This is a genomic window from Corallococcus sp. AB045, assembly GCF_003668895.1.
Taxonomy (GTDB): Bacteria; Myxococcota; Myxococcia; order Myxococcales; family Myxococcaceae; genus Corallococcus; species Corallococcus coralloides.
This window is the reverse complement of the sequence record NZ_RAWN01000171.1, coordinates 1-20,611: the sequence shown is the minus strand read 5'-3', so window position 1 is coordinate 20,611 and position 20,611 is coordinate 1. Positions and strand designations below refer to the sequence as shown.

Sequence of the window (20,611 nt, the reverse complement as noted above, 5' to 3'; positions counted from 1 at the left end):
GGTCAGGGGGCGGTGAGGGCGCGATGGGCCCGGAATCATCCGCGTTGGACTGCTGGGCGTACCCGTCATCGCCCCAGTCATCCGCGGCGACCGGCGAGGTCTGCGCGAACGCCCCCTGGGTCGCCAGGCCGACAATCAAACCCATCCACCATCGAGAACCCATGACTCCGTCTCCGATCTTCAGACACCCGAGGGGACGCGGGCTTCCCCCACTTTATTCACCCTGGAGGCTCCAGGCCCGCAAACCTGTCGACACTGCTACAGTCCCGCGGGACGCGAATGCTGCGCCGACTCCTCCCCACATTGCTCGCCCTGGGTTGCGGACTGCTGGCCCTCGGATGGGGGCTGGTGAGCCTCCAGCGCATCTTCACCCAGGAGCGTGAGGACGCGCGCGCCCAGGTGCGCTCGCGGCGCATTGCCCTGGAGCAGCTGGCGGCCGAGTCGCTGCGCACCGCGCTCGCGCAGATGATGAAGACCCACCTGCCGAAGCTCAACGCGGCCGTGGGCGACCCGCTGCTGCCCGCCGAGGGCTACTACCTGCTCTTCCGCGGCCACCAGTTCCTGCCGCGCGTGGACTGGCCCCGGGAGGGCGCGGACGTCCCGGCCCAGGCCAACTACACGATACTGGCGCACGCGCTGGGGGACGGTCAGGCCCCCTCGCCCTACCAGGAGCGGCTGGCCCGGCTGCGCGCGACGGAGGCCGCGCTGGCCTCCGGCAGCGAGGCGCGCAAGGACGCGGCGGTGGAGTCCCTGCTGCGCTACCACGCGGCGCACCCGCTGCCGGCGGATCAGGAGCTGCCCTTCACCCTGCTGATGGTGGAGTACCTGCAACGCGGCGAGGACACGCAGCCCCTCATCCGGGCGCTGGTGCGCGAAGGCCTCCCGGAGGAGCTGGGCGGCATGGCGCGGGACGCGGGCCTGCAGCGCAACCTGCTGCGCGCCCGGTCCCAGCTCACGCAGCCGGACTTCAACTTCCTCCAGGCGCGCATCGTGGCGCTGAGCCGAACCCTGTCGGAGCCGTCCGAAGCCTTCGTGGCGCGCGTGCAGGAGGCCGGCGCGGGCGCCCTGGTGCTGCCGGAGCCGCTGGACGGGCCCACGCTGCTCGCGGAGCAGTGGTACGTGGAGCCCGCGGCCGAGCAGGTGCACGGGCTGGCCGTGGACATGGGCGCGCTGCTGTCGGACCTGACGCAGGAGCTGCGAGGTCGCAACCTCATCCCCCGGGATGGCCAGGTGCGGCTGGGGCCCGGCGGCGTGGCGCGGCCCCTGAAGCACCCGGGGCTGGAGGTGGCCACGCCCGGCTGGGCCGCGGCGGAGGCGGACATCGAGGCGCGGTACGGCCTGAAGACGCTGCTCGTCGCGGCGTGCGGCGCGCTCGCGTCGGCCATCGCGGCGCTGGCGGTGGTGGCCCAGCAGCGCAAGTACCGCTTCGTGGAGCTCAAGAGCGACTTCGTCTCCACCGTGTCCCACGAACTGCGCACGCCGCTCGCGTCCATCCGCTTGTTGGGGGAGACGCTGGAGCGCCGGCTGGGCAAGAGTCCGGAGGCGGGGGACTACCCCACCCGCATCGTGCGCGCGGCGGAGGGGCTGCACTTCCTGGTGGAGAACATCCTGTCCTTCAACCGCATCGACAAGGGGCGATGGGCGCTCAGGCCCGCGCGCGTGCGGCTGGAGGAGGCGGTGGGCAACCTGCGCGACGACCTGATGGACGCCGTCACCGTGCCGGTGGAGCTGAGCTCGGACGTGGGGGACGTGGAGCTGGACGCGGACGCGTCGCTCGTGCGGATGCTCTTCGCCAACCTGGGCCGCAACGCCTGTCTCTACAACCTGCGAAGCCCGGTGGTCCTTACGGTGCGCGCCTATCCGCAGCCGGGCTTTGGCGCCACGGTGCTCTTCAGCGACAACGGGGTGGGCATTCCCCCGGAGGAATGGGAGCGCGTGTTCCAGGACTTCTACCGTCTGACAACGCCCGGGCCGGAAGTGCATGGAAGTGGCCTGGGGCTGGCGCTGTGCCGCAGAATCATGGGCCTGCACCAGGGCAGCATCCAGGTGGCCTCCTCCGGTCCCGAAGGCACGACCTTCGCCCTGACCTTTCCCGAGACGCGCCGATGACGACGCAGACGCCAGGCTCCACCACCCGCCCCACCATCCTCATCGTCGAGGACGACGCCAACCTGCGCATGGGCCTGCGCGACAACCTGCGCGACGAGGGCTACGACGTGACGGACGCCCCGTCCGCGAAGGACGCCGCGCCGCACCTGGAGTCGCGGGTGTTCGACCTGCTCATCCTGGACGTGATGCTGCCGGGCGAGGACGGCTACAGCTTCTGCCGCCGCCTGCGCGCGGAGGGCGTGAAGAGCATGGTGCTGATGCTCACCGCGCGCTCGCTGGAGGACGACCTGGTGCGCGGCTTCGAGGCCGGCGCGCAGGACTACCTCACCAAGCCCTACCGGCTGCGAGAGCTGCTCGCGCGTGTGCAGGCGCTGGTGCGCCGCGCGGGCACGGCGCCGCCGCAGGTGGTGACCTTTGGCGCCTTCACGCTGGACCTGGGCCGCCGCGCGGTGCTGCGGGCGGACGGCAGTGAGGTGGACCTGACGCGCACGGAGTTCGACCTGCTGGCGTTCCTCCTGCGCCACCGCGACCGCGCCCTGCCCCGGGGCGAAATCCTGGACGCGGTGTGGGGCCGCGACGTCGTGGTGGATCCGCGCACGGTGGACAACTTCGTGTCGAACCTGAAGAAGAAGCTCGGGTGGACGAGCACGTCCGGCTTCACCATCCACACGCTGCGCGGCGTGGGCTACCGCATGGAGGTCCTGGGCGGCGGCCCGTCATGACGCAACCATGACCAACACATGGAGCCCCGTCGGCCTTTCGACTGGCGGGACTTCGTACCTTGCATCTTGTGGGGACGGGACGCCTGGAGCGTCCGCCCCGAACAGGAGGCGGGTCAGATGTTTGAGTCGGTCATCGAACGGCGGGGAGTGCGCTCGGGACGGTTCGGCACGGGCGCGTGGGTGTCCATCGGCGTGCACGCGGGGCTCCTGGGCCTGGTGTTCTTCATCTCCGGCCGCGCGCCCGAGATCGTCGAGAAGCCGCTCGGGGACCTCGTCTTCCGTCCGCCTACCATCCAGCTGGGGACGAAGCAGGCCGTGCAGCCGAAGCCGGCCACGACGACCGCACCGAAGCCGAAGCCCAAGCCGCGCACGGACCGCATCCCGCTGAACCCGAAGCCGCTGCCCGCGGATCCGCCGGAGGCGACGCCGGATCCGGAGCCGACGACCATCGCGGACGCGGCGGCCACCACCGACGCGACGGGCACGGGCGAGACCGGTCCGGTGGGTGACCCGAACGGGGATCCGAACAGCACCAGCCCCATCGGTGCGCTCGCCGTGGCGAGCCTCGTGCCGACCGCGCCCACGGGCACGGACGTGCTGCCCTTCCAGGGTGGGATGACGCCCCCGAAGATGCTGAGTGGTTCGCAGTTCAGCTACACGCTCGATGCGCAGCGTGCGGGCGTGGAGGGGATGATCATCGCGAAGTGCGTCATCACCACGGAGGGCCGGGTGCGCGACTGCCGCATCATCAAGGGCCTGCCGTTCATGAATGACGCGGTGTTGGAGTCCCTCTACTCGCGGACGTATCAGCCGCTGACCTTCCAGGGCCGTCCGGTGAACGTGTCGTACACGTTCAACATCAGGCTGAAGATGCCCCGGTAGCAGGGGCGGGTGTCCGCCAGTGGAAGCGGCTGGCCGCCTGTCTCCCCCTCGAGTGGGGAAAAGAATCGCGGCGGGAGTGCGGGCCCGTTAGGAGACTCCCGTCGCGCCTGGCCATGTGCGCGATACCGGCACCGGAAGGAGCGGGTCTCCCCCGGCCCGCTTCCGGTGCCGGTCCTTTCACTCGAGCCATGGCGGACACCTGGTACGACGCGGTGGTGGTGGGTGCGGGCTTCGGGGGCCTGGGTACGGCGCTGGAGTTGTGCCGCCGGGGCGCCCGGGTGGCGCTGTGCGAAGGGCTCAACTACCCGGGCGGCTGCGCGAGCACCTTCCGGCGTGGTGGCTACGGCTTCGAATCCGGCGCCACGCTGTTCTCCGGCTTCGGTGAGCATCAGCTCTTCGGCCGGTGGATCCGCGAGCATGCGCTGGACGTGACGGTGGACTGGTTGGATCCCCTGGTGGAGCTGCGAACCCCGGGGATGCGGTTGCCGGTGCACCGCGACCGGGACCGGCTCATCGAGGAACTCTGTGCGCTGCCTGGAGCGCCCGTGCGGGGCGTGCGGCGCTTCTTCGAGTTGCAGGGACAGGTGGCCGGTGCGCTGTGGCCGCTGTTCGATGACCCGGAGCTGTTGCCGCCGTTGAACCTGAAGACGCTGATGCGGCACGCGGGGCGCGCGTGGTCGTACGCGCCGCTGGCGCGGTGGCTGGGCCGCCCGCTGGGCGCGGTGCTCGCGCATCACGGGCTGGAGGGCTTCACGCCGCTGCGCACGTACCTGGATGCGCTCTGTCAGATCACCGTGCAGTGCCCCGCGGCGGAGGCGGAGGCGCCGTTCGCGTTCGCGGCGATGGACTACTACTGGCGCGGCACGGGCCATGTCCGGGGCGGCATCGGCCGGCTGGCGGCGGCGCTGACGAAGGCCATTTCGGCCCGGGGCGGTGACGTGTTCATGGCGAACCGGGTGCGCGCGGTGACTCCGGTGGATGGGGGCTGGCGGGTGACGGCACGCAGGGGTGAGCTGCTCGCCCGGCATGTGGTGGCCAACGTGTTGCCTCAAGGGCTGCGCACGCTGCTGGAGGTTCCGGTGGGGCGGCTGCCCCGGGTGGATGCGCTCGCGGAGCGCGTGGATGACGGCTGGGGCGCGGCGATGCTCTACCTCGTGGTGCGGCCTCCCGAAGGTGACTCCGCCAGCGCGCATCACTTCGAACTGGTGCGCGATGAGCAGGCACCGTTCATCGAAGGCAACCACCTCTTCGCCTCAGTAAGCGGAGCGTCGGACGAAGGACGGGCGCGGCCGGGACAGCGCACGGTGACGGTGTCCACGCACGTGTCGTTGAAGAAGCTCGCGGGCATGACGCCGGAAGAACAGGCGCCTTGGTTCGCCGGGCTCCATGCGCGCATGCGCGAGAACCTGGACGCGCTGCTCCCGGAGTGGATGGCCAACGTCGTGCACGTCATGACGGCGTCGCCGCGCACGTTCCAGCGCTTCACGTTGCGAGAGGCCGGCGCGGTGGGCGGCGTTCCCCGGCGCGCGGGGCTGGACAATTACCGCATCCTGGGACCGTTCCAGGCGCAGCGTGGCTTGTGGCTCGTGGGGGACTCCGTGTTCCCGGGGCAGAGCACGCTGGCCACCGCGGTGGGTGGCGTGCGCACCGCGGCAAGCATCGCCGCGGTGCGCTGAAGCATTGTCTGACGTAAACCGCGTATGGTTTGTGCCCCCTCACGGAGGACACATGCGCACGTTTCTGATGGGCGGTCTGTTGGCGATGGCGGTGGGCTGTGGCGGTCCCATGGAGCAGGAGTCCGAGCCGAACCTGGCCACGCAGGAGGCGCCGCTGCCGGACTGTTCCAACGAGCCGAACGCGAACCTGTACCGGTACTACAGCGACGCCGCGCACACACAGCTCATTGGTGAGTATGGGTGCTATTGCGGAGGGCTCTACTACTGGGGCGGCCGGTCGGTCTACTCGGAGTACATCCAGGAGTGCTGAGCCGTTGAATGCAGACAGCATCGGCTGCTAGGCCACCCCCGACACCACGGGGGCGGTGGAAGTCCGCGTCTCCGCGAGGATCCGCGCTGACTCCACGGCGGCGTCCTCCGGCCGGACGCTGGTGTCTGAGATTCCGGCGATGAGCCGGGTGCGGTCGTGGTCCACCGCGCCCGGCTTCGCCCAGGTGTCCGCGTCCGGCACGGTGAGGTACGCGGAGAAGGCGTGGTGCCCGGAGCCGGGGCGTTCGCCAATCACATGCACCAGGGCGCGCGGACGCAGGTCCCCTTCCGCGCCGAACAGCAGGTGGCCCACCTGGTAGCCCGCGCGCACCCGGCCGTGCTTCACCACCAGCACCTCCGGCGCCACCCTCCAGCCCGTCGCCTCCAGCTCCGCGCGAAGCCGCGCCAGGAACGGCGTCAGGTGGCCCTCGTCCATCAGCGACCGCGGATCCAGCCCGTCCGACACGACCACCTGCACGTCGTACCGGCCCGCGTGCCGCTCCCGCAGCGCGCGCACCGTCGCCTCCGAGGACTCGTCCAGCGACTCGCCAGACGGCGGGTGCAGGATGTAGTCGCGCCGGTCCTCGGAGCGCGTCCGCAGCCGCACCGCGCCCGGCAGGGCCTCCACCGCCGCGTCGGACAGCTCCGACCACAGCCCTACCTTGCCGTCGTCGTAGAGGCCGCGCACCTCCCGCTCCAGCGAGGGCTCCAGCGTCCAGGGCGCCTCGCCATGCCCCACCGCCAGCGGCACGCCCCGGGCGCGCACCTCCGCCATCTTCGCCTCCGCCTCCACGCGCAGCTCCGCCTCCGTCCGCGTGTCGCCCTTGTGGCGGCGGTAGTGCACGTAGACGTGGGCCGGGTCGCCGAAGTGCTTCGTGGGCCGGCCGTCCGCGTCGATGACACCCAGGCGCTGGAAGAACGCCCACATCCGGTCATCCACCTTCAGGCCGTACCGCTCGCGCAGCCGCACGTGGTCCTGGAAGGACGTGGTGAGGTAGCTGAGCATCGGATCATTCCGAGTGGGCAGCGCCATCAGGTACGCGGGCCCGGCCTCCGCGAGCTGCTCCTGGCACCAGCCCAGGTCATCCAGCGTGACGTCCATGTGCAGCGTGGAGCACACGTCCAGGCCCAGCGTGAGGCCGTGCAGCTTGCCCATCACGATGTCTTCCAGGCAGCAGCGCACCAGCTGCTCGCGCGTGCGGAACACCTCCGGGCCAATGAAGCCCGCCACGTCGTTGACGTGCACCCACGGCGCCGCGTCCCGCCCCGCGCCCACCTGCGCCAGGGCCACGCGGCGCTTGAGCGCTCGCGCGAAGCCGTACTTGCGCGACTCGTGGATGAGCATGTCCGTGCCGTGGTGGTGCCCGTTCGTCGCGTCCGCGCCCTGCCCCGTCTCGAAGTACAGGCCCCAGCGCCCGGTGCGCGCCGCCGCGTGCGCCACCATCTTCTCCAGCGTCACGTCGAAGGTGCGGTTGGCCGCTTCGTTCCCACCCAGGCTCTGGAACCAGATGCCCGTGGTGCCCGGCCGCATCGCCTCCACCTGCGCCTGCACGTCGATGTGCGCGAGCACGCAGTGGGGTATCACCTCCTCCAACCCGAACGTCACCAGCACGTCGTGCAGCGCGGACTCCACCGCGGCCACCGACGTGACGTCCGACGACACCGGGTTGGTCCCCAGCACCACGTCGCCCACCGCGAAGGACCACCCGTTGAACACCTGCCAGCGGATCTCCTCGGGATGATCCGTGGGTGAGTTGGGCTGAAGCCGAGCGCCCAGGTAGCCCTTCGCGCCCACTCGGCTGCCCGGCAACGGATGGAAGATGCGCCCACCGACTGTCTTCAGCTCCGCGTCGCTCATCAACTTCACGACGCACGCGATGACGTCACTGGGCAGCCCGTCCAGTGCGTCATGCACCTGGGGCTCCGGCGCGGTGAGCAGGAAGCCCTTGAGCCGGCCCAGCGTCCAATCCGCCACGCGCTTCCAGCGCGCCGCGTCCCACGCCTCCAGGTTGAAGACATACAGCCGGTCCTCGAACGGAGGATGCGCGTGCAGGTCGTCCAGCCGCGTGCGAGACAACAGGGTCCGCGCGTTGCGCCGCGACTCCTCGTCCGCCGCCGCGACGCCAATGGCCTCGTCGCCTTCCTTGAACGCATTCGCCGCGCCCAGCACCTGCTGATACAGGCGCGCATCGAAGCCGCCGCGCAGGCGCTGCACGTAGTCCAACACGTCTTCGTGGGGGAGGACGTCGGGGATGCGGACGTTCATGGGCCGTGAGCTTTAACCGGAGGCCCCGCCGCGCCACCATCCCCTCAGCGCCTTGTCACCTGTGTGACGCCCGGACGGCTGCCCTCCACGATGCTTGGTGTTGCAATCGTCAGGCTGTCACCCAGGCTCAACCGCCGTCACGACCTGGCGTGCATCCCGGAGGAGGGCTCCAGGTGCGCAGGGCCATCACGCGCGCGTCCTGCTCATGCCCCACGCCTTCCGGCGCATCCACGTCGCTGACGCCAGGTTCGCGAGTGTGGTCAAGCAGCGCGACGGGCGGCGGCACCGCCGGGCATCCCTCCTGGAACGTTGCTTCTGTCTCCTCCAGGAGGACGTTGATGTGGTCCTCCCCCAGCTCATAGGTCATGGGGAACGTGAACTCGCCGGACCAGGGTTCCTCGTTCGCGGGCGGAAGCCAGGTCCATCCCAGGAGCGTCTGCCCTGAGTTCCAAGCACCAGCTCCGGACAAGCCGCCTCTTCCTCGATCATCGTTCTTCGCGGGCCACTCGATCGGGATTCCCTTCGGCACCGGGACGCGCAGGGCCGCCATTTGCACGCCGTCCCGCACCTCCGGCTCCATCAGCATCATCCACGTCAGCTCACGCAGGCGCTCCGGCGCCACCCGTCCCACGGTCACCTGGGCCTTGCGCGCGGCATCCGTCTCCGCCGTGTCCACGTTGCCTCGGTATGCAATGCGCAACTTGGAGCAACTGTTCGAGCGGTACGTGGTGCCTGTCGCCAGGTGGAACGCATCGACCTGGTCGCAGAACGTGTAGTGCCCCCGCCTCCCCCGGACCACCAGCCAGCCATCCATCGGTGCGCGGATGCGTCCCAGCGGCAACGCCGATTGCAGGGGGCGCGCGCCCTCGCTGTCCCCCATGCACTCGCGCCACGCCTTGTAGCGTCCACGCAAGGGACGCTTCCGGGCGACCGCCGCACAGTCCGGGCGAGGAGCGGCACGGTCACCAGAATCCCTGTAGCGCCGGTTCCGTGGCAGGAGGGCGGTCTGCTCCGCCCTGACGCGCCAGGCCTCCGTCTCCGCGCCGCACGTCCCGGCCTTCGTGGGGCACAGCAGGGGCGCCAGCCGGTGCTTCGGTGAGGTCTCACGAGACAGCACGTCGCGCAGATCCGGCGCAATCACCACGGTGTGGGCGCCGGGACGGCCCAGCTCCAGCTGGGATGCGAAGTACTCCTTGCCCCCGTCGCGCCACCACGTCTTCAACGCGAGCGCGGGCACGCGGTGCTCCTCGTCCCACGTCAGCGGCTCCCGCGTCTCCTCTTCGCGAGCGACGCTGAAGCAGCGGTGGCTCAGCAGCAACTGAAGGCCCGTCCGCGCCTCCTCCCCTTCACCGTCCTCCGGGAGCGCCTCCATCCGCGCGTCGAACGCGGACAGCTCCTCCTGCGCCGCCTTCCAATCAGCGGAGTCCGGCGTACACGGAACGATGCGCCCCACCTGCGAGGGCGATGCCGCCAACAGCCAACCCAGCCCGAACGACACCATGAGGGACACGGACATGCCCGCCATGGCAGCCGCTTCCAGGCTCGCCCGTCAAGTCGCGCGGTGGCGAACTACTCGCCGAGGAGGGCCGACCAGAAGCGCACCATCTTCAGCGCCTCCATCGCGCTGACCTGCCGGTCCATCTCCGCGTGGGTGATGAGCGGCGTGGGCCGCAGGTGCACGTGCGTGTGTGGCTCCAGCGCGCGCGCCAGCAGCGTGGATTCGATGGCGGGGATGACGGAGTCGTCCGTCCCGTGCAGCAGGTACACCGGCGCCCGGGGCGCGGGGGAGCGCTCCGGCGACAGCGACGGGTCTCCGGCGAAGTCCTTCACGAAGGGCAGCAACCGGGTCCCCAGTGCGGCCACGTCGCGTGTGTTCACCTGGTGCAGCAGCGTGGCCGCGGGCTCCGGCAGCGTGGCCTCCATCGCGCGCGCCTCCGCGAACGCGGCCTCCGCCTGCTTCGAGTCCACGAGCGTCAGGTGCGACGCGTGCATGAACTTCAGGACGCCCTCGCGAAGGGCCTTCACCTGCTCCGGCGGCACCAGCCGGTCCGCGACGTTCAGCAGGATGACCACCACGCCGTAGTCGTGCGGCTTGCGGTGCACCCCGTCCGCCTGCACGCCCGTGCACAGGAAGGACAGCACGCGCGACAGATCGCCGTGCCCGCCGAAGGACAGCACCGCGGCCACCTTGTCGCGCAGCGCGGGCCGGCCCGCCGCGACGACGGACAGCCCTCCGGAGAAGCTGATGCCGAAGAGGTCCACCTTCCCCTCCGGCGCCAGCGCTCCCGGTCCCAGCGCCCACAGGGCCGTGTCCTCGATGTCGTCCGGCAGGCACGGCGTGATTTCGTAGCGCAGCAGGTCCGGCGGCTCCGGCGTGAGCACCGGATGTCCGCCCATCGCCAGGTCCTCCGCCAGCCTCACCAGCCGGGGCTCGTCGATGCCCGCCGCGTGCACGCCCGACGTGAGCACGATGAGCCGTCCCCTGCGCCGGTCCGGACGGTAGAGCCGCCCACGCATCGGCCCGTGGCGCGTGGGGATGCTCAGGTCCGCGACGCTGAAGGCCCCGGTGCCGTAGCTGCTGGCCAGGGCAGTGGCCGTGGTGCCGTGGAGCCCCGCCGCGCGCAGCACGAAGGACAGCCCTCGCAGCTCGGGCGGGAGCAGGAAGACGACCGCGACCAGCAGGGCCGCCAGCACGGCCCCCAGCGTCCAGCGCGTCCGGTGCTTCATTGCATCAGGGTTTCGACGAAGGTGCACAGCTGGTCGCGCTCGAAGGGCTTCTCCAGCAGCTCTCGCGCGCGGCGGCCGACGAACTCACGGGCCTGCGGGTTCACCCCGCCCGTCATCAGGCCGGTGCGCGGCGCCAGCTCCGGCGCCAGCCGCTCCAGCTCCACCAGGAAGTCCATGCCGCTCATGCCCGGCATCATGAGGTCGCAGAGGATGGCGTCGAACTTCTCGCCGTGCGACAGGCGCTTCAGGGCCTCGCGCGCGTCCTGGATGACGTGCACCTCGTAGAGGTTTCGCAAGAGGCGGCTCACCGCGCTGCCCACCGCCGGCTCGTCGTCGATGAGCAGCAACCGGCGCAGGTCGCGCGTCGCGCGCACCGGCTGCGCGGGGTCCTCCGCCACGGCCGGGGTGGCCTGCGCGGTCCGGGCGGCTTCGGGCGGCAACGTGAGCGCCGGCAGCTCCACGCGGAAGAGGCTGCCCTGCCCCTCTTCGCTGGCCACCTCGATGTGGCCGCCCATCGCGTGCACCAGCGTCAGGCAGATGGACAGGCCCAGGCCCGTGCCGCCCTTGGGCGAGCGCGTGGTGAAGAACGGATCGAAGATGCGCTGGCGCACCTCCGCGGGCATCCCGTGCCCGTTGTCCTCCACCTCGATGAGCACGTGGCCCTCGCGGCCCGGACGCACGCGCAGCTTGATGAGGTTCTCCTCCGGGGGCCGGTCGCCGAAGGCCTGGAGCGCGTTCGTCAGCAGGCCCGTGACGACCTGGCCCAACCGGCCCTCGTTGCCGTGCACCGCGGCCACCGGCTCCAGGTCGCACGCCATGCACGCGCGGTGCTGGAGATCGTCGCGCATCAGCTTGATCGCGCCCTCCACCGCGCGCCGCACGTCCACCGGACCGTGCTGCTCCTCCTCCGTGCGCGAGAACGTCCGCAGGTCGCGCACGATGGAGCGCACGCGCCCCGCGCCCTCCAGCGCCTCCGCCACCACCTGCCGCAGTTCCTCCAGTTGCTCGGTCGGAACCGGAACCACCGGCTGCGCCACGCGCTCCCAGAGGTAGGCCAGGTTGGAGGTCACGTACGAGAGCGGGTTGTTGATTTCATGCGCGACGCCCGCGGCCAGCGTGCCCACGGACGTCATCCGCTCCGCCAGCCGCCGCTGCGTCTCCAGGCGGGAGCGCTCGGTGACGTCGCGCACCAGCCCCACCAGGAAGCGCTCGCCGTTGGGCAGCATGTACGCGGCCCGCTGCGTGAGCACCTCGCGCGAGCGGCCCTTGGCGTCGGTGAAGGAGCCCTCGTCCTCCACGGTCTGACCGGTGGTGAAGGCGCGCTCGTCCTGGCGCCATGACGCCTCCGCCTCGTGCGACGGCACCTGCGCCGAGGAGACCGTGCCCCGCAGCGCATCGGCGGGTTGATCCAGCAGGCGGCAGTAGGCGCTGTTCACCGCCACGAGCCGGTGCTCGCGGTCCTTGATGAACAGCGGCTCCGGCACCGCGTCCAGCGCGCCCTGGAACATGTCGCGGGCCCGCCGGAGCGCCTGCGCGTCCCCGTCCGAGGACCTGCGCCGCAGCGCCACGAGCCTCGCGCCCCAGCGCGTGCCGGGCGGCGCCACGCACTCGTCCGCGCCCGCGGCCACCAGCGCCTCCGCCTCCTCGCCCTCGCGCTTCGTCAACACCACCAGCCACGTGCGCGTCTGCAACCGGCGCGCGTGTGCCCACTGGCAGCGCGCCTTCACGGCCTCCAGCGGACCGCCGTGATCCCACAGGACGAGGAGTCCTTCGGGCAGCGGCTCCGGCGGGGACTCCACGCGGATCACACGACACGCGCGCCCCTCGGCCGTGGCGCAAAGGTCGCGCTCCACGTCCTGGGCCACCGGGGCTGGAACCGCCACCAGCATTGCGTGCACCGCGTCGCTCCTCACGCCCCGCGGGATCATCCTCCCCGCGTCGCCCGACCGCATTGCAGCCTTGACCGCGCCAACCCGTCAACGCGGGGCCGCGCGGACTGCCCGTAGCCCATTTCCGGGTCGGGTGGGACTCAGAATTGCAGTGAACCGCGCGCGACGACGCGGGGGCCTACCTTGCAGGAAGGTAGGAGCGAGCAACCCTCGCAGTGGTGGGGCAGTGTCTTCGCCGGGCAGGCGCCACTCATTCCGTAGTGGCACAAAGCAAAGTCGTAGCGGACGGGGTCCTCGGGATCGAGCGCCCGCAACGATGCCGTCACCTCCTCGGCGGTCCGCCAGGTGAGGTCCGTACGCTGCGTGAGTCCCAGGTGGAGCGCCATGCGTCCGATGTGCGTGTCCAATGGAACCAGCAGTGCGGAGGCGGGCACCTGCTTCCAGATGCCGAAGTCCACCGCGTCCGGTCCGCGCACCATCCAGCGCAGGTACAGGTTGAGGCGCTTCGCCGCGCCCGGCCCCAGCGGAGAAGGCAGCAGGTGATGCAGTCCCCGCTCCGGCCCCATCGCCTCGCGGAGCGAGTCCATGGGTACGTCCCGCAGCGCGGCGGTGAAGGCCGCGAGCGCCCCGTGCAGCGTGCCGCCCGCCTGGAAGCCCCGCACGAACAGGGCCTCCAGGCTGCCGTGTTCGCGCAGCGCGCGGCCCATGCCCAGCAGCAGCACCGCGAGGTCGGTGCCCACGTTGAAGCGGTACACGAAGCCCGTGAGCAGCGCCTTCGCGCCCTTCACATCCAGCGCGCGCACGAAGGCCGCGGGCGACGGCCCCATCTGATTCAGGAGCGCGTCCACCTTCGGGCGGAAGAGGTCCGCGCGCCCGTAGGCCAGCGCCGCCGCGAGCAGCGCGCTGACCTCCACGTCGCGTGGATCCGTGTAGCGGTGGGGGAACTCCACCGGGTCGAACCCGATGCGCGCCTTCGGGTCCGTGGAGGCCAGGAAGGCATCCAGGCGGGGGCGCAGGAGGTCGGCCGCCTGGGTGCTCAAGCCGGTGTGCGCGACACGGCGCTTCTTCATCACGCGTCCAGTCCTAACGCGTGAGCTCGCGCACCGCGTGGCCCAGCTCCGGGAGGATGAGCGCGTCCAGCGCCAGCCGCACCGCCTGCGGAGAGCCCGGCAGCGCGAAGAGGATCATCCCCTGGTAGGTGCCCGCCGTGGCGCGCGACATCATCGCGGGGCTGCCGATGCGCTGGAACGACAGCATCCGGAACAGCTCGCCGAAGCCGGGCAGCTCCTTCTCGAAGAGCGCGCGCAGCGTCTCCACCGTGCAGTCGCGCCGGCCAATGCCCGTGCCACCCGTGAAGAGCACCGCGCGGGCCCCCGCGGCCTGAGCCTGCGCGAGCGCGCCCCGGATGGCCTCCGGATCATCCTTCACCACCGTGTGCCCGGCGACGGTGTGTCCCGCGGCGGCCAGGCCCTCGCGCAGGTCCTTCCCGCTGCCGTCGTGCGCTTCGTCCCGGCTGTCCGAGCACGTCACCACATACGCGCTGACATGCACCGGCGCGCGCGACTTGTGCTCCGCCGCCACCGGGGAGCCCTCGTGCGAGTGCCCGTGGTCATGGTCGTGCGAGTGGCCGTGGTCATGACCGTGGTCGTGCGAATGCCCGTGGCCATGGTCGTGGTCGTGCGAATGGCCGTGGCCGTGGTCGTGCGAATGGCCGTGGTGGTGATGGCCATGACCGTGGTCATGGTCGTGATCGTGTCCGTCGTGTCCCATGGTGGACGCTCCTGAATGAGGAAGGCTCAAACGTCGGGCAGGTCGACGACGAGCGTTCCGTCCTCGACCGTGAGCTGCACCGTCGGCTGGTCATCACAGACGCCGGGCGAAGTCGCGTTCTTCCCCGAGTCCATGTCGAAGCCGACCTCATGGCACGGGCACACGACCATGTTGTCCTCGAGGCGTCCGCCCGACAGCAGACATCCGGCGTGGTTGCACCAGTCATCGAGGCCCTTGTAGCGGCCGTGGATCTTCGCGATGCAGACGTTGCGCTTGCCGATTTCATAACCCCGCATCTCCCTCTCGGCGAAGTCCGCGGGGCCCAGCTTGATCTTCGTCATTGCGTTCCTTTTCCCACAACCCGTCCGGGCCTGCACTCCCGTTCCCCCGGCATTAATTTCCCGACCGTGACTCCCGACGTGACACCCTCCACCGCCGTGCTCACCGACAAGGCGGCCGTTGCCCAGCTCCTCCGGGACATGTCCCTCCTGCTCCAGCTCCAGGGGCAGAGCGGCTTCCGCGTCCGCGCCTACGACATCGGCGCGGACCGCATCGCGAACCTGCCGCAGGACCTGGGCGCCATCGTCACGGAGGGCCGCCTGCAGGAGCTCCAGGGAATCGGCCCGGGGCTCGCCGAAAAGCTCACCGAGCTGGTGACGACCGGCCGCATGACGGCATTCGAGGAGCTGAAGGCCCAGTTCCCCGCCGGCCTGCTGGAGCTGATGAAGCTGCCGGACGTGGGCCCGAAGAAGGTGGCCGCCCTGTGGAGCGAGCTCCAGGTGGGCAGCGTCGAGGACCTGGAGCTCGCCTGCCGCGACGGCCGCGTGCGGGCGCTCAAGGGCTTTGGCGCCAAGAGCGAGGCGAAGCTCCTGGACGGCATCGCCGTGTACCGGCGCGCCCGCGGCGAACGGAAGCTGCTGGGTGACGCGCTCCCCATCGCGGTGGGCCTGCTGGAGCGGATCCGCCAGGCCCCGGGCGTGGTGCGCGCAAGCCTGGGCGGCAGCGTGCGCCGTCGCGCGGAGACCGTGTCCGACGTGGACCTCATCGCCTCCGCGAAGGAAGCGGGGCCCGTGTTGGACGCGCTCGCGAACGCGCCGGGCGTGGCCACGGTGATTGGCAAGGGCGACAGCAAGTGCTCCGTGCGCATGGTGCAGGGCGACCTCCAGGTGGACCTGCGCGTGCTGCCGGACGAGGACTTCGCCACCGCGCTGCACCACTTCACCGGCTCCAAGGCGCACCACATCCGGCTGCGCAACCTGGGCCACGAGAAGGGCCTCAAGATTTCGGAGTGGGGCGTGCACCGCGAGGACGGCACCAAGGTCCCCGTCCCCGACGAGGCGACGCTGTACCGGCTGCTGGACATGCAGGAGGTGCCGCCGGAGCTGCGCGAGGACAACGGCGAGGTGGAGGCTGCCAGGGCCGGGAAGCTGCCGGAGGACCTGGTGACCCTGGAGGACGTGCAGGGCGCGGTGCACGCGCACAGCACCTGGTCCGACGGCCGCAACACGCTGGAGGAGATGGCGCGCGCGGCCCAGGCGCTGGGGCTCAAGTACCTCACCATCACCGAGCACAGCGAGGCGGCCATCCACGCGGGCGGCCTGAAGGTGGACGACCTCAAGCGGCAGTGGGAGGAGATCGACCGCGTGAACGCGGCGGTGCCCGGCATGCGGCTGCTCAAGGGCATCGAGGTGGACATCCTGGAGTCAGGGGCGCTGGACTACGCGGACAGCGTGCTGGAGCAGCTGGAGGTCGTCATCGCCTCCATCCACGTGCGCCACTCCATGGACGAGGACCAGATGACGCGCCGGGTGCTGGCCGCGCTGGACAACCCGCACCTGCACATCCTGGGACACCCCACCGGCCGCCTCATCCAGAGCCGCGAGCCGTACGCGCTGCGCATGGAGGAGGTGCTGGAGCGAGCCCGGGAGCGCGGCGTCGCGGTGGAGATCAACGGCAAGCCGGCGCGCCTGGACATCAAGTCCGAGTACGTACGGCAGGCCGTGGGGCGCGGGGTGAAGCTGGTGGTGAGCTGCGACGCGCACCGTCAGGACGACCTGAAGAACCTGGCCTTCGCGGTGGCCACGGCGCGCCGGGGCTGGGCGAGGAAGAAGGACATCCTCAACACCCGGTCCGCGGAGAGCTTCCTCGCCGCCCTGCGGGAGCGCTGATAGGCTTCCGGGCGCGAAGATGTTCCGCCCGTTCCTGCTCGTCCCCGCCTTCCTCTGTCTCCTCCTGGCCCTGCCCTCGTGGGCCAGCGCGGAGGCCCGTCCGTCGCGCGCCGACCTCCAGCGCGTGCTGGAACTGCACGCCCGCTCGTCCGTGCGCGTGCGCGGTCCCCAGAACGCGGGCCCCGGCATCATCGTGGGCGCGGACGGCCAGGTGCTCACCGCCGTGTCGCACGTGGGCTCCGACTCCGCCCAGGTGGTGCACGCGGGCAATGCGCTGACGGCGCGCGTGGTGCTCTCCAGCGCGGCGCTCCAGGTCGCGGTGGTGGCGGGTCCCCAGGGCACGTGGCCCGCGGCGCCGGTGCGGCTGGTGCCGGAGGGGCTCGCGGGCCGCTGGGTGGTGGGCGTCATGCCCGCGCGCAAGAAGGGCCAGCGGGACACGCCCAAGGCCGCGGTGGCGAAGGCCGCCCCCGCGCCGTTCTTCGACGTGGACCTGACGCTCGCGCCGGGCAGCCCGCTGTATGACGGGGACGGGCGGCTGGTGGGCCTCGTCGTCGAGCGCCGGGGCCGTGGCGCCCGCGCCCTGCTGCTGTCCGCGGTGAAGGCGGAGCTCGCCTCGGCGGACGCGCCATGAGCCGGCCTTCGGGGCCTCCGTTCAAGCTGAGCGCGGTGCAGGAGGCGATGGGCCTCTGGGCGCTGGGCTTCCTGGGCATCATCGCGGCGTTCCTCATCGCCGGGGGCACCAGCGTGCCCAAGCTGGTGGCCACGGTGGGCTTCCTCTACCTGCCGCTCATCCCCATGCGCTGGCGCGACGAGGACTACCGCGACTACGGCCTCACCCTGCGCGCATGGAAGCAGGACGTGCGGCTGTTCCTGGTGATGTGCGCCATCGTGGGGCCGCTGTTCTTCGCGGGCTTCGCCGCCTTCGTGCAGGTGGTGCCGCACCTGCCGCCCGCGCTCGCGCACCACCTGACGCCCATCATCGGCGAAGGCCACTTCCAGCCGCGCCTGCCCCCGCGCTTCGGCGAGTGGGTGATTGATCAGCTCTTCGTCGTGGCCCTGCCGGAGGAGTTCTTCTACCGGGGCTACCTCCAGGCCCGCCTGCGCGACGCCTGGCCCCAGGGGCGCGTGGTGCTGGGCGCGCGGCTGGGGCGAGCCTTCTGGGTGACGGCGCTCCTCTTCGCGCTGGGCCACCTGGCCATCTTCCAGACGTGGCGGCTGGCGGTGTTCTTCCCCGCCCTCCTCTTCGGCTGGATGCGCGAGCGCACCGGCACCCTCATCGGCTGCTCGCTCTTCCACGCCGCCTGCAACCTCTACGTGCGCTTCCTGGAGGTCTCCTTCTTCGGCGGCCCGTAGCGGCCCTTTTCAGGATGGCGGCAGGTGCTGGACCTGGAGGTCCGCGCCCACCGTCAGCGTCGCGCCCTGCGGCAGCTCCACCCAGCCGTGCGTGCGCGTCACGTGGCTGGCCACCACCACCGTGCGGCGGCGGCGGTGCGCGCCCACCTCCGGATGCGTCTCCGGTGTCGTGGTCGTCACGCCGCAGTGGGCGCACTCCGCGCTGCCCTCCAGGCGCGTGTAATACAGCGGGGCATCACCGCGACGCGTGGCGACCAGCACCGTGCCATTGGTGGCCACCATGTTGAGCGGTGGCAGGCGCCGCTGCCCCACCTGCACGAGCGCGGCCTCCACCTCGCGCATCGTGTCGCGCAGCACACGGCCGGCGGAGGCTGGCTCCAGGCGCGGATCATCCGTGCGGCCCAGCTCCCGCAGGCGCGTGAGGAACAGGGCGAAGAGGACCTCGCTATCCGTGGGGCCGCGCACCAGCCGCTGGAGGTGCTCCGGCACGCGTGAAAGCAGCAGGGCGCGCAGGGGCTCGAAGTCCGGCAGCGGGCCCTGGTGGGCGAACAACCAGTGGCGGGCCCGGAAGGGCTGGGTGTTGTCCTCGGGCGACAGGCCGAGCGGCAGCCGGTTCGCATGGAAGAGCACTGCCTCCGATTCGTGCGGAGGTCCCAGGTCGTCCAGCGTGAGGTCCCGGTCCGGCGCCAGGCGGCGCAGCAGGACCTCCTCCTGGGCATAGGAGCCCACCCCCAGGGCGTTGGCGCGCGCTTCCGGGCGGAGGACGACCTGCCCGGCCAGCCGGTGCAATTCACACCGGAGGAGGTTGGGGTCCGACGACAGGGCGGCGAGGATGGCGGACATGGTGATTTCCCCCCTTCACCCCTAGAAATAAGGTCCATGGGACCCCGGTTCAGCGCCGCGAACCCGCTCCCCTGCTCTGGCGCTAAGCCCTTGAAATGGCTGGCATTTGATCAGCCATTGAATTGACACCCTGGAGCGTGGCGCCTAACCTCCGGGCGCTTCCCGACGACCCTCTCCCAGAGGAATCGGGGTGCAGGTCTTCACCGGAGACGGAATGGCGGACGACATCGCAATCGGCATCGACCTGGGCACGTCGTACTCATGCGTGTCGGTCGTCCATGAAGGCCAGCCCACGGTCATCCCCAACGAGTGGGGCGAGACGACGCATGCCTCGTGCGTGTCCTTCCTGGAGGAAGGGTCCGTGCTGGTGGGCAACGCGGCGAAGAAGAACATCATCACCAGCCCCGAGAACACGGTGTACTCGGCCAAGCGGCTCATTGGCCGGTACTACTTCTCCGATGAGGTGAAGAAGGCGCAGGCGGTGATGCCCTACCGCATCGTCGAGGGCGACAACAACTCGGTGCGCATCGGCGTGCGGGAGCGCAGCTATTCGCTGCCGGAGATCTCCGCGCTGGTGCTCAAGGAGATGAAGGCCGTCGCGGAGACGTACCTGGGCCGCGAGGTGGGCAAGGCGGTCATCACCGTCCCCGCCTACTTCAACGACAACCAACGCCAGGCGACGAAGGACGCGGGCCGCATCGCGGGCCTGGAGGTGCTTCGCATCATCAACGAGCCCACGGCGGCGGCGCTGGCCTACGGCTTCGGCCGGGACGTCAACCAGCGCGTCGTCGTCTACGACCTGGGTGGCGGCACGTTCGACGTGTCCATCCTGGAGATCGGCAAGGACGTCTTCGAGGTGCTGGCCACGGCGGGTGACACGTACCTGGGCGGCGACGACTTCGACGACCGCATCATGACGTGGATGGCGGAGGACTTCCTCAACCGCACGCGGCTGGACCTGCGGCAGAACAAGTACTGCCTGCAGATGCTGAAGGACGCGGCGGAGAAGGCGAAGATCGACGTGGGCCAGAACGGCACCGCGGACATCCTCTGCCAGGGCATCTGCCAGGACGCCAACGGCAACGTGATGGACCTGCGCAACACGCTCAACCAGGACCAGTTCAACCGCATGGTGATGGACCTGGTGCAGCGCACGTTCAAGGTCTGCGACGAGGCGCTGCAGAGCGCGCGGCTGACGGCGGCGGACATCGACGCGGTCATCCTGGTGGGCGGGCCCACGCGGCTGCCCATCATCCGCAACTCGGTGAAGCATTACTTCCAGAAGGAACCGCTGGAGGGCATCAACCCGGATCAGGTCGTGGCCATGGGCGCCGCGCTCCAATCGCACGCGCTCCTGGACAGCAAGACGGAGACGTTCCTGGTGGACGTCACGCCGCTGACGCTGCGGATTGGAACCGTGGGCGGGTACACGGAGAAGATCATCGACAAGAACACGCCGGTGCCCATCGACCGGTCGAAGACCTTCACCACCAGCCGCGACGGGCAGGAGAAGGTGAAGATCCGCGTGTACCAGGGTGAGTCCAACCGCGCCGAGGAGTGCGAGATGCTGGGCGAGTTCGAGTTCTCGGGCTTCCGCATCGGGTATCGCGGCGAGGTGAAGATCGAGGTGACGTTCGAGATCAACACGGACGGCCTGGTGAACGTGTCCGCGTGCGACGTGGAGACGGGCCAGAAGACGTCCACGTCGATCACGTTGTCGTCCGGCATGACGGAGGCGGACATCCAGCAGTCGATCCAGTCGAACCGCAACACGCGGCTCGCCGGCCACAACAGCAGCGACCTGCCCGCCGTGGCCAACTAGGCACCGCCGATGTCCGAGCCCTCCGATCCGAACTCTGGCGCGCCGCCAGGGCCCGCCGCGCCCCCGGCCCCCGCG

The 20,611-nt window shown here is 70.6% G+C and carries 17 protein-coding genes; 9 read left to right on the top strand and 8 right to left on the bottom strand.

Annotated features, from left to right (window positions below; all coding sequences use genetic code 11):
- Positions 1 to 279: 279 nt before the first annotated feature.
- The 5 genes from D7Y21_RS31220 to D7Y21_RS31200 all read left to right on the top strand — a co-directional run bounded on the left by D7Y21_RS31220 (position 280) and on the right by D7Y21_RS31200 (position 5,699).
- Entirely contained in the window at positions 280 to 2,109 is a 1,830-nt protein-coding gene (locus D7Y21_RS31220; protein WP_120568072.1) for a HAMP domain-containing sensor histidine kinase, read from the top strand.
- On the top strand, positions 2,106 to 2,831 hold the full coding sequence (locus D7Y21_RS31215; protein WP_120568073.1) for a response regulator transcription factor: 726 nt from the start codon (positions 2,106 to 2,108) through the stop codon (positions 2,829 to 2,831). The genes D7Y21_RS31220 and D7Y21_RS31215 overlap by 4 nt, the downstream gene beginning before the upstream one ends.
- A gap of 117 nt (positions 2,832 to 2,948) precedes the next feature.
- Positions 2,949 to 3,713, top strand: coding sequence for an energy transducer TonB (locus tag D7Y21_RS31210; protein WP_120568074.1), 765 nt, complete (start codon positions 2,949 to 2,951; stop codon positions 3,711 to 3,713).
- Between the two features lie 188 nt (positions 3,714 to 3,901).
- Positions 3,902 to 5,389, top strand: coding sequence for an NAD(P)/FAD-dependent oxidoreductase (locus D7Y21_RS31205; protein WP_121717468.1), 1,488 nt, complete (start codon positions 3,902 to 3,904; stop codon positions 5,387 to 5,389).
- 52 nt (positions 5,390 to 5,441) lie between these two features.
- Positions 5,442 to 5,699 carry a hypothetical protein gene (locus D7Y21_RS31200; protein WP_120568076.1) on the top strand — a complete coding sequence of 86 codons (258 nt, stop codon included), beginning with the start codon at positions 5,442 to 5,444 and terminating at the stop codon, positions 5,697 to 5,699.
- A gap of 27 nt (positions 5,700 to 5,726) precedes the next feature.
- Here the strand turns inward: D7Y21_RS31200 and eutB are convergent, their stop codons facing one another.
- The 7 genes from eutB to D7Y21_RS31165 all read right to left on the bottom strand — a co-directional run bounded on the left by eutB (position 5,727) and on the right by D7Y21_RS31165 (position 14,691).
- The gene (gene eutB / locus D7Y21_RS31195; protein ID WP_121717466.1) at positions 5,727 to 7,964 is read right to left on the bottom strand and encodes an ethanolamine ammonia-lyase subunit EutB; all 2,238 of its coding nucleotides are present in this window, start codon (positions 7,962 to 7,964) and stop codon (positions 5,727 to 5,729) included.
- A gap of 127 nt (positions 7,965 to 8,091) precedes the next feature.
- A complete protein-coding gene (locus D7Y21_RS31190; RefSeq protein WP_121717464.1) occupies positions 8,092 to 9,489 on the bottom strand; it encodes a hypothetical protein in 1,398 nt (465 codons plus the stop codon).
- A 44-nt stretch (positions 9,490 to 9,533) separates the two neighbouring features.
- Positions 9,534 to 10,691, bottom strand: a complete 1,158-nt coding sequence (locus D7Y21_RS31185; RefSeq protein WP_121717462.1) for a dienelactone hydrolase family protein — start codon at positions 10,689 to 10,691, stop codon at positions 9,534 to 9,536.
- Complete coding sequence (locus tag D7Y21_RS31180) at positions 10,688 to 12,643, bottom strand: ATP-binding protein (protein ID WP_120568080.1); 1,956 nt, start codon at positions 12,641 to 12,643, stop codon at positions 10,688 to 10,690. Before D7Y21_RS31180 ends, D7Y21_RS31185 begins: the two co-directional genes overlap by 4 nt.
- 77 nt (positions 12,644 to 12,720) lie before the next feature.
- On the bottom strand, positions 12,721 to 13,650 hold the full coding sequence (locus tag D7Y21_RS31175; protein WP_199735519.1) for a TIGR02757 family protein: 930 nt from the start codon (positions 13,648 to 13,650) through the stop codon (positions 12,721 to 12,723).
- Positions 13,651 to 13,663: 13 nt separating this feature from the next.
- Positions 13,664 to 14,131 (bottom strand): molybdenum cofactor biosynthesis protein B, encoded by a 468-nt coding sequence (locus tag D7Y21_RS31170; protein WP_120594536.1) that lies wholly within the window; start codon positions 14,129 to 14,131, stop codon positions 13,664 to 13,666.
- Between the two features lie 245 nt (positions 14,132 to 14,376).
- Positions 14,377 to 14,691, bottom strand: a complete 315-nt coding sequence (locus tag D7Y21_RS31165; protein WP_014398081.1) for a Rieske 2Fe-2S domain-containing protein — start codon at positions 14,689 to 14,691, stop codon at positions 14,377 to 14,379.
- 66 nt (positions 14,692 to 14,757) lie between these two features.
- On the opposite strand from D7Y21_RS31165, the gene polX reads away from it, so the two are divergent.
- Genes polX through mrtX form a run of 3 tightly spaced genes read left to right on the top strand, consistent with a single transcriptional unit; the run spans position 14,758 to position 17,871 of the window.
- Positions 14,758 to 16,518, top strand: coding sequence for a DNA polymerase/3'-5' exonuclease PolX (gene polX, locus D7Y21_RS31160; protein WP_121717457.1), 1,761 nt, complete (start codon positions 14,758 to 14,760; stop codon positions 16,516 to 16,518).
- Positions 16,519 to 16,537: 19 nt separating this feature from the next.
- On the top strand, positions 16,538 to 17,149 hold the full coding sequence (locus D7Y21_RS31155; protein ID WP_120568083.1) for a trypsin-like peptidase domain-containing protein: 612 nt from the start codon (positions 16,538 to 16,540) through the stop codon (positions 17,147 to 17,149).
- Positions 17,146 to 17,871 (top strand): myxosortase MrtX, encoded by a 726-nt coding sequence (gene mrtX / locus D7Y21_RS31150; protein ID WP_120568084.1) that lies wholly within the window; start codon positions 17,146 to 17,148, stop codon positions 17,869 to 17,871. Before D7Y21_RS31155 ends, mrtX begins: the two co-directional genes overlap by 4 nt.
- Positions 17,872 to 17,880: 9 nt before the next feature.
- On the opposite strand, the gene D7Y21_RS31145 is transcribed toward mrtX, so the two are convergent.
- The gene (locus tag D7Y21_RS31145) at positions 17,881 to 18,714 is read right to left on the bottom strand and encodes a class II glutamine amidotransferase (RefSeq protein WP_121717455.1); all 834 of its coding nucleotides are present in this window, start codon (positions 18,712 to 18,714) and stop codon (positions 17,881 to 17,883) included.
- A gap of 214 nt (positions 18,715 to 18,928) precedes the next feature.
- On the opposite strand from D7Y21_RS31145, the gene dnaK reads away from it, so the two are divergent.
- Positions 18,929 to 20,536, top strand: a complete 1,608-nt coding sequence (gene dnaK, locus D7Y21_RS31140; protein WP_120568089.1) for a molecular chaperone DnaK — start codon at positions 18,929 to 18,931, stop codon at positions 20,534 to 20,536.
- Positions 20,537 to 20,611: the final 75 nt, after the last annotated feature.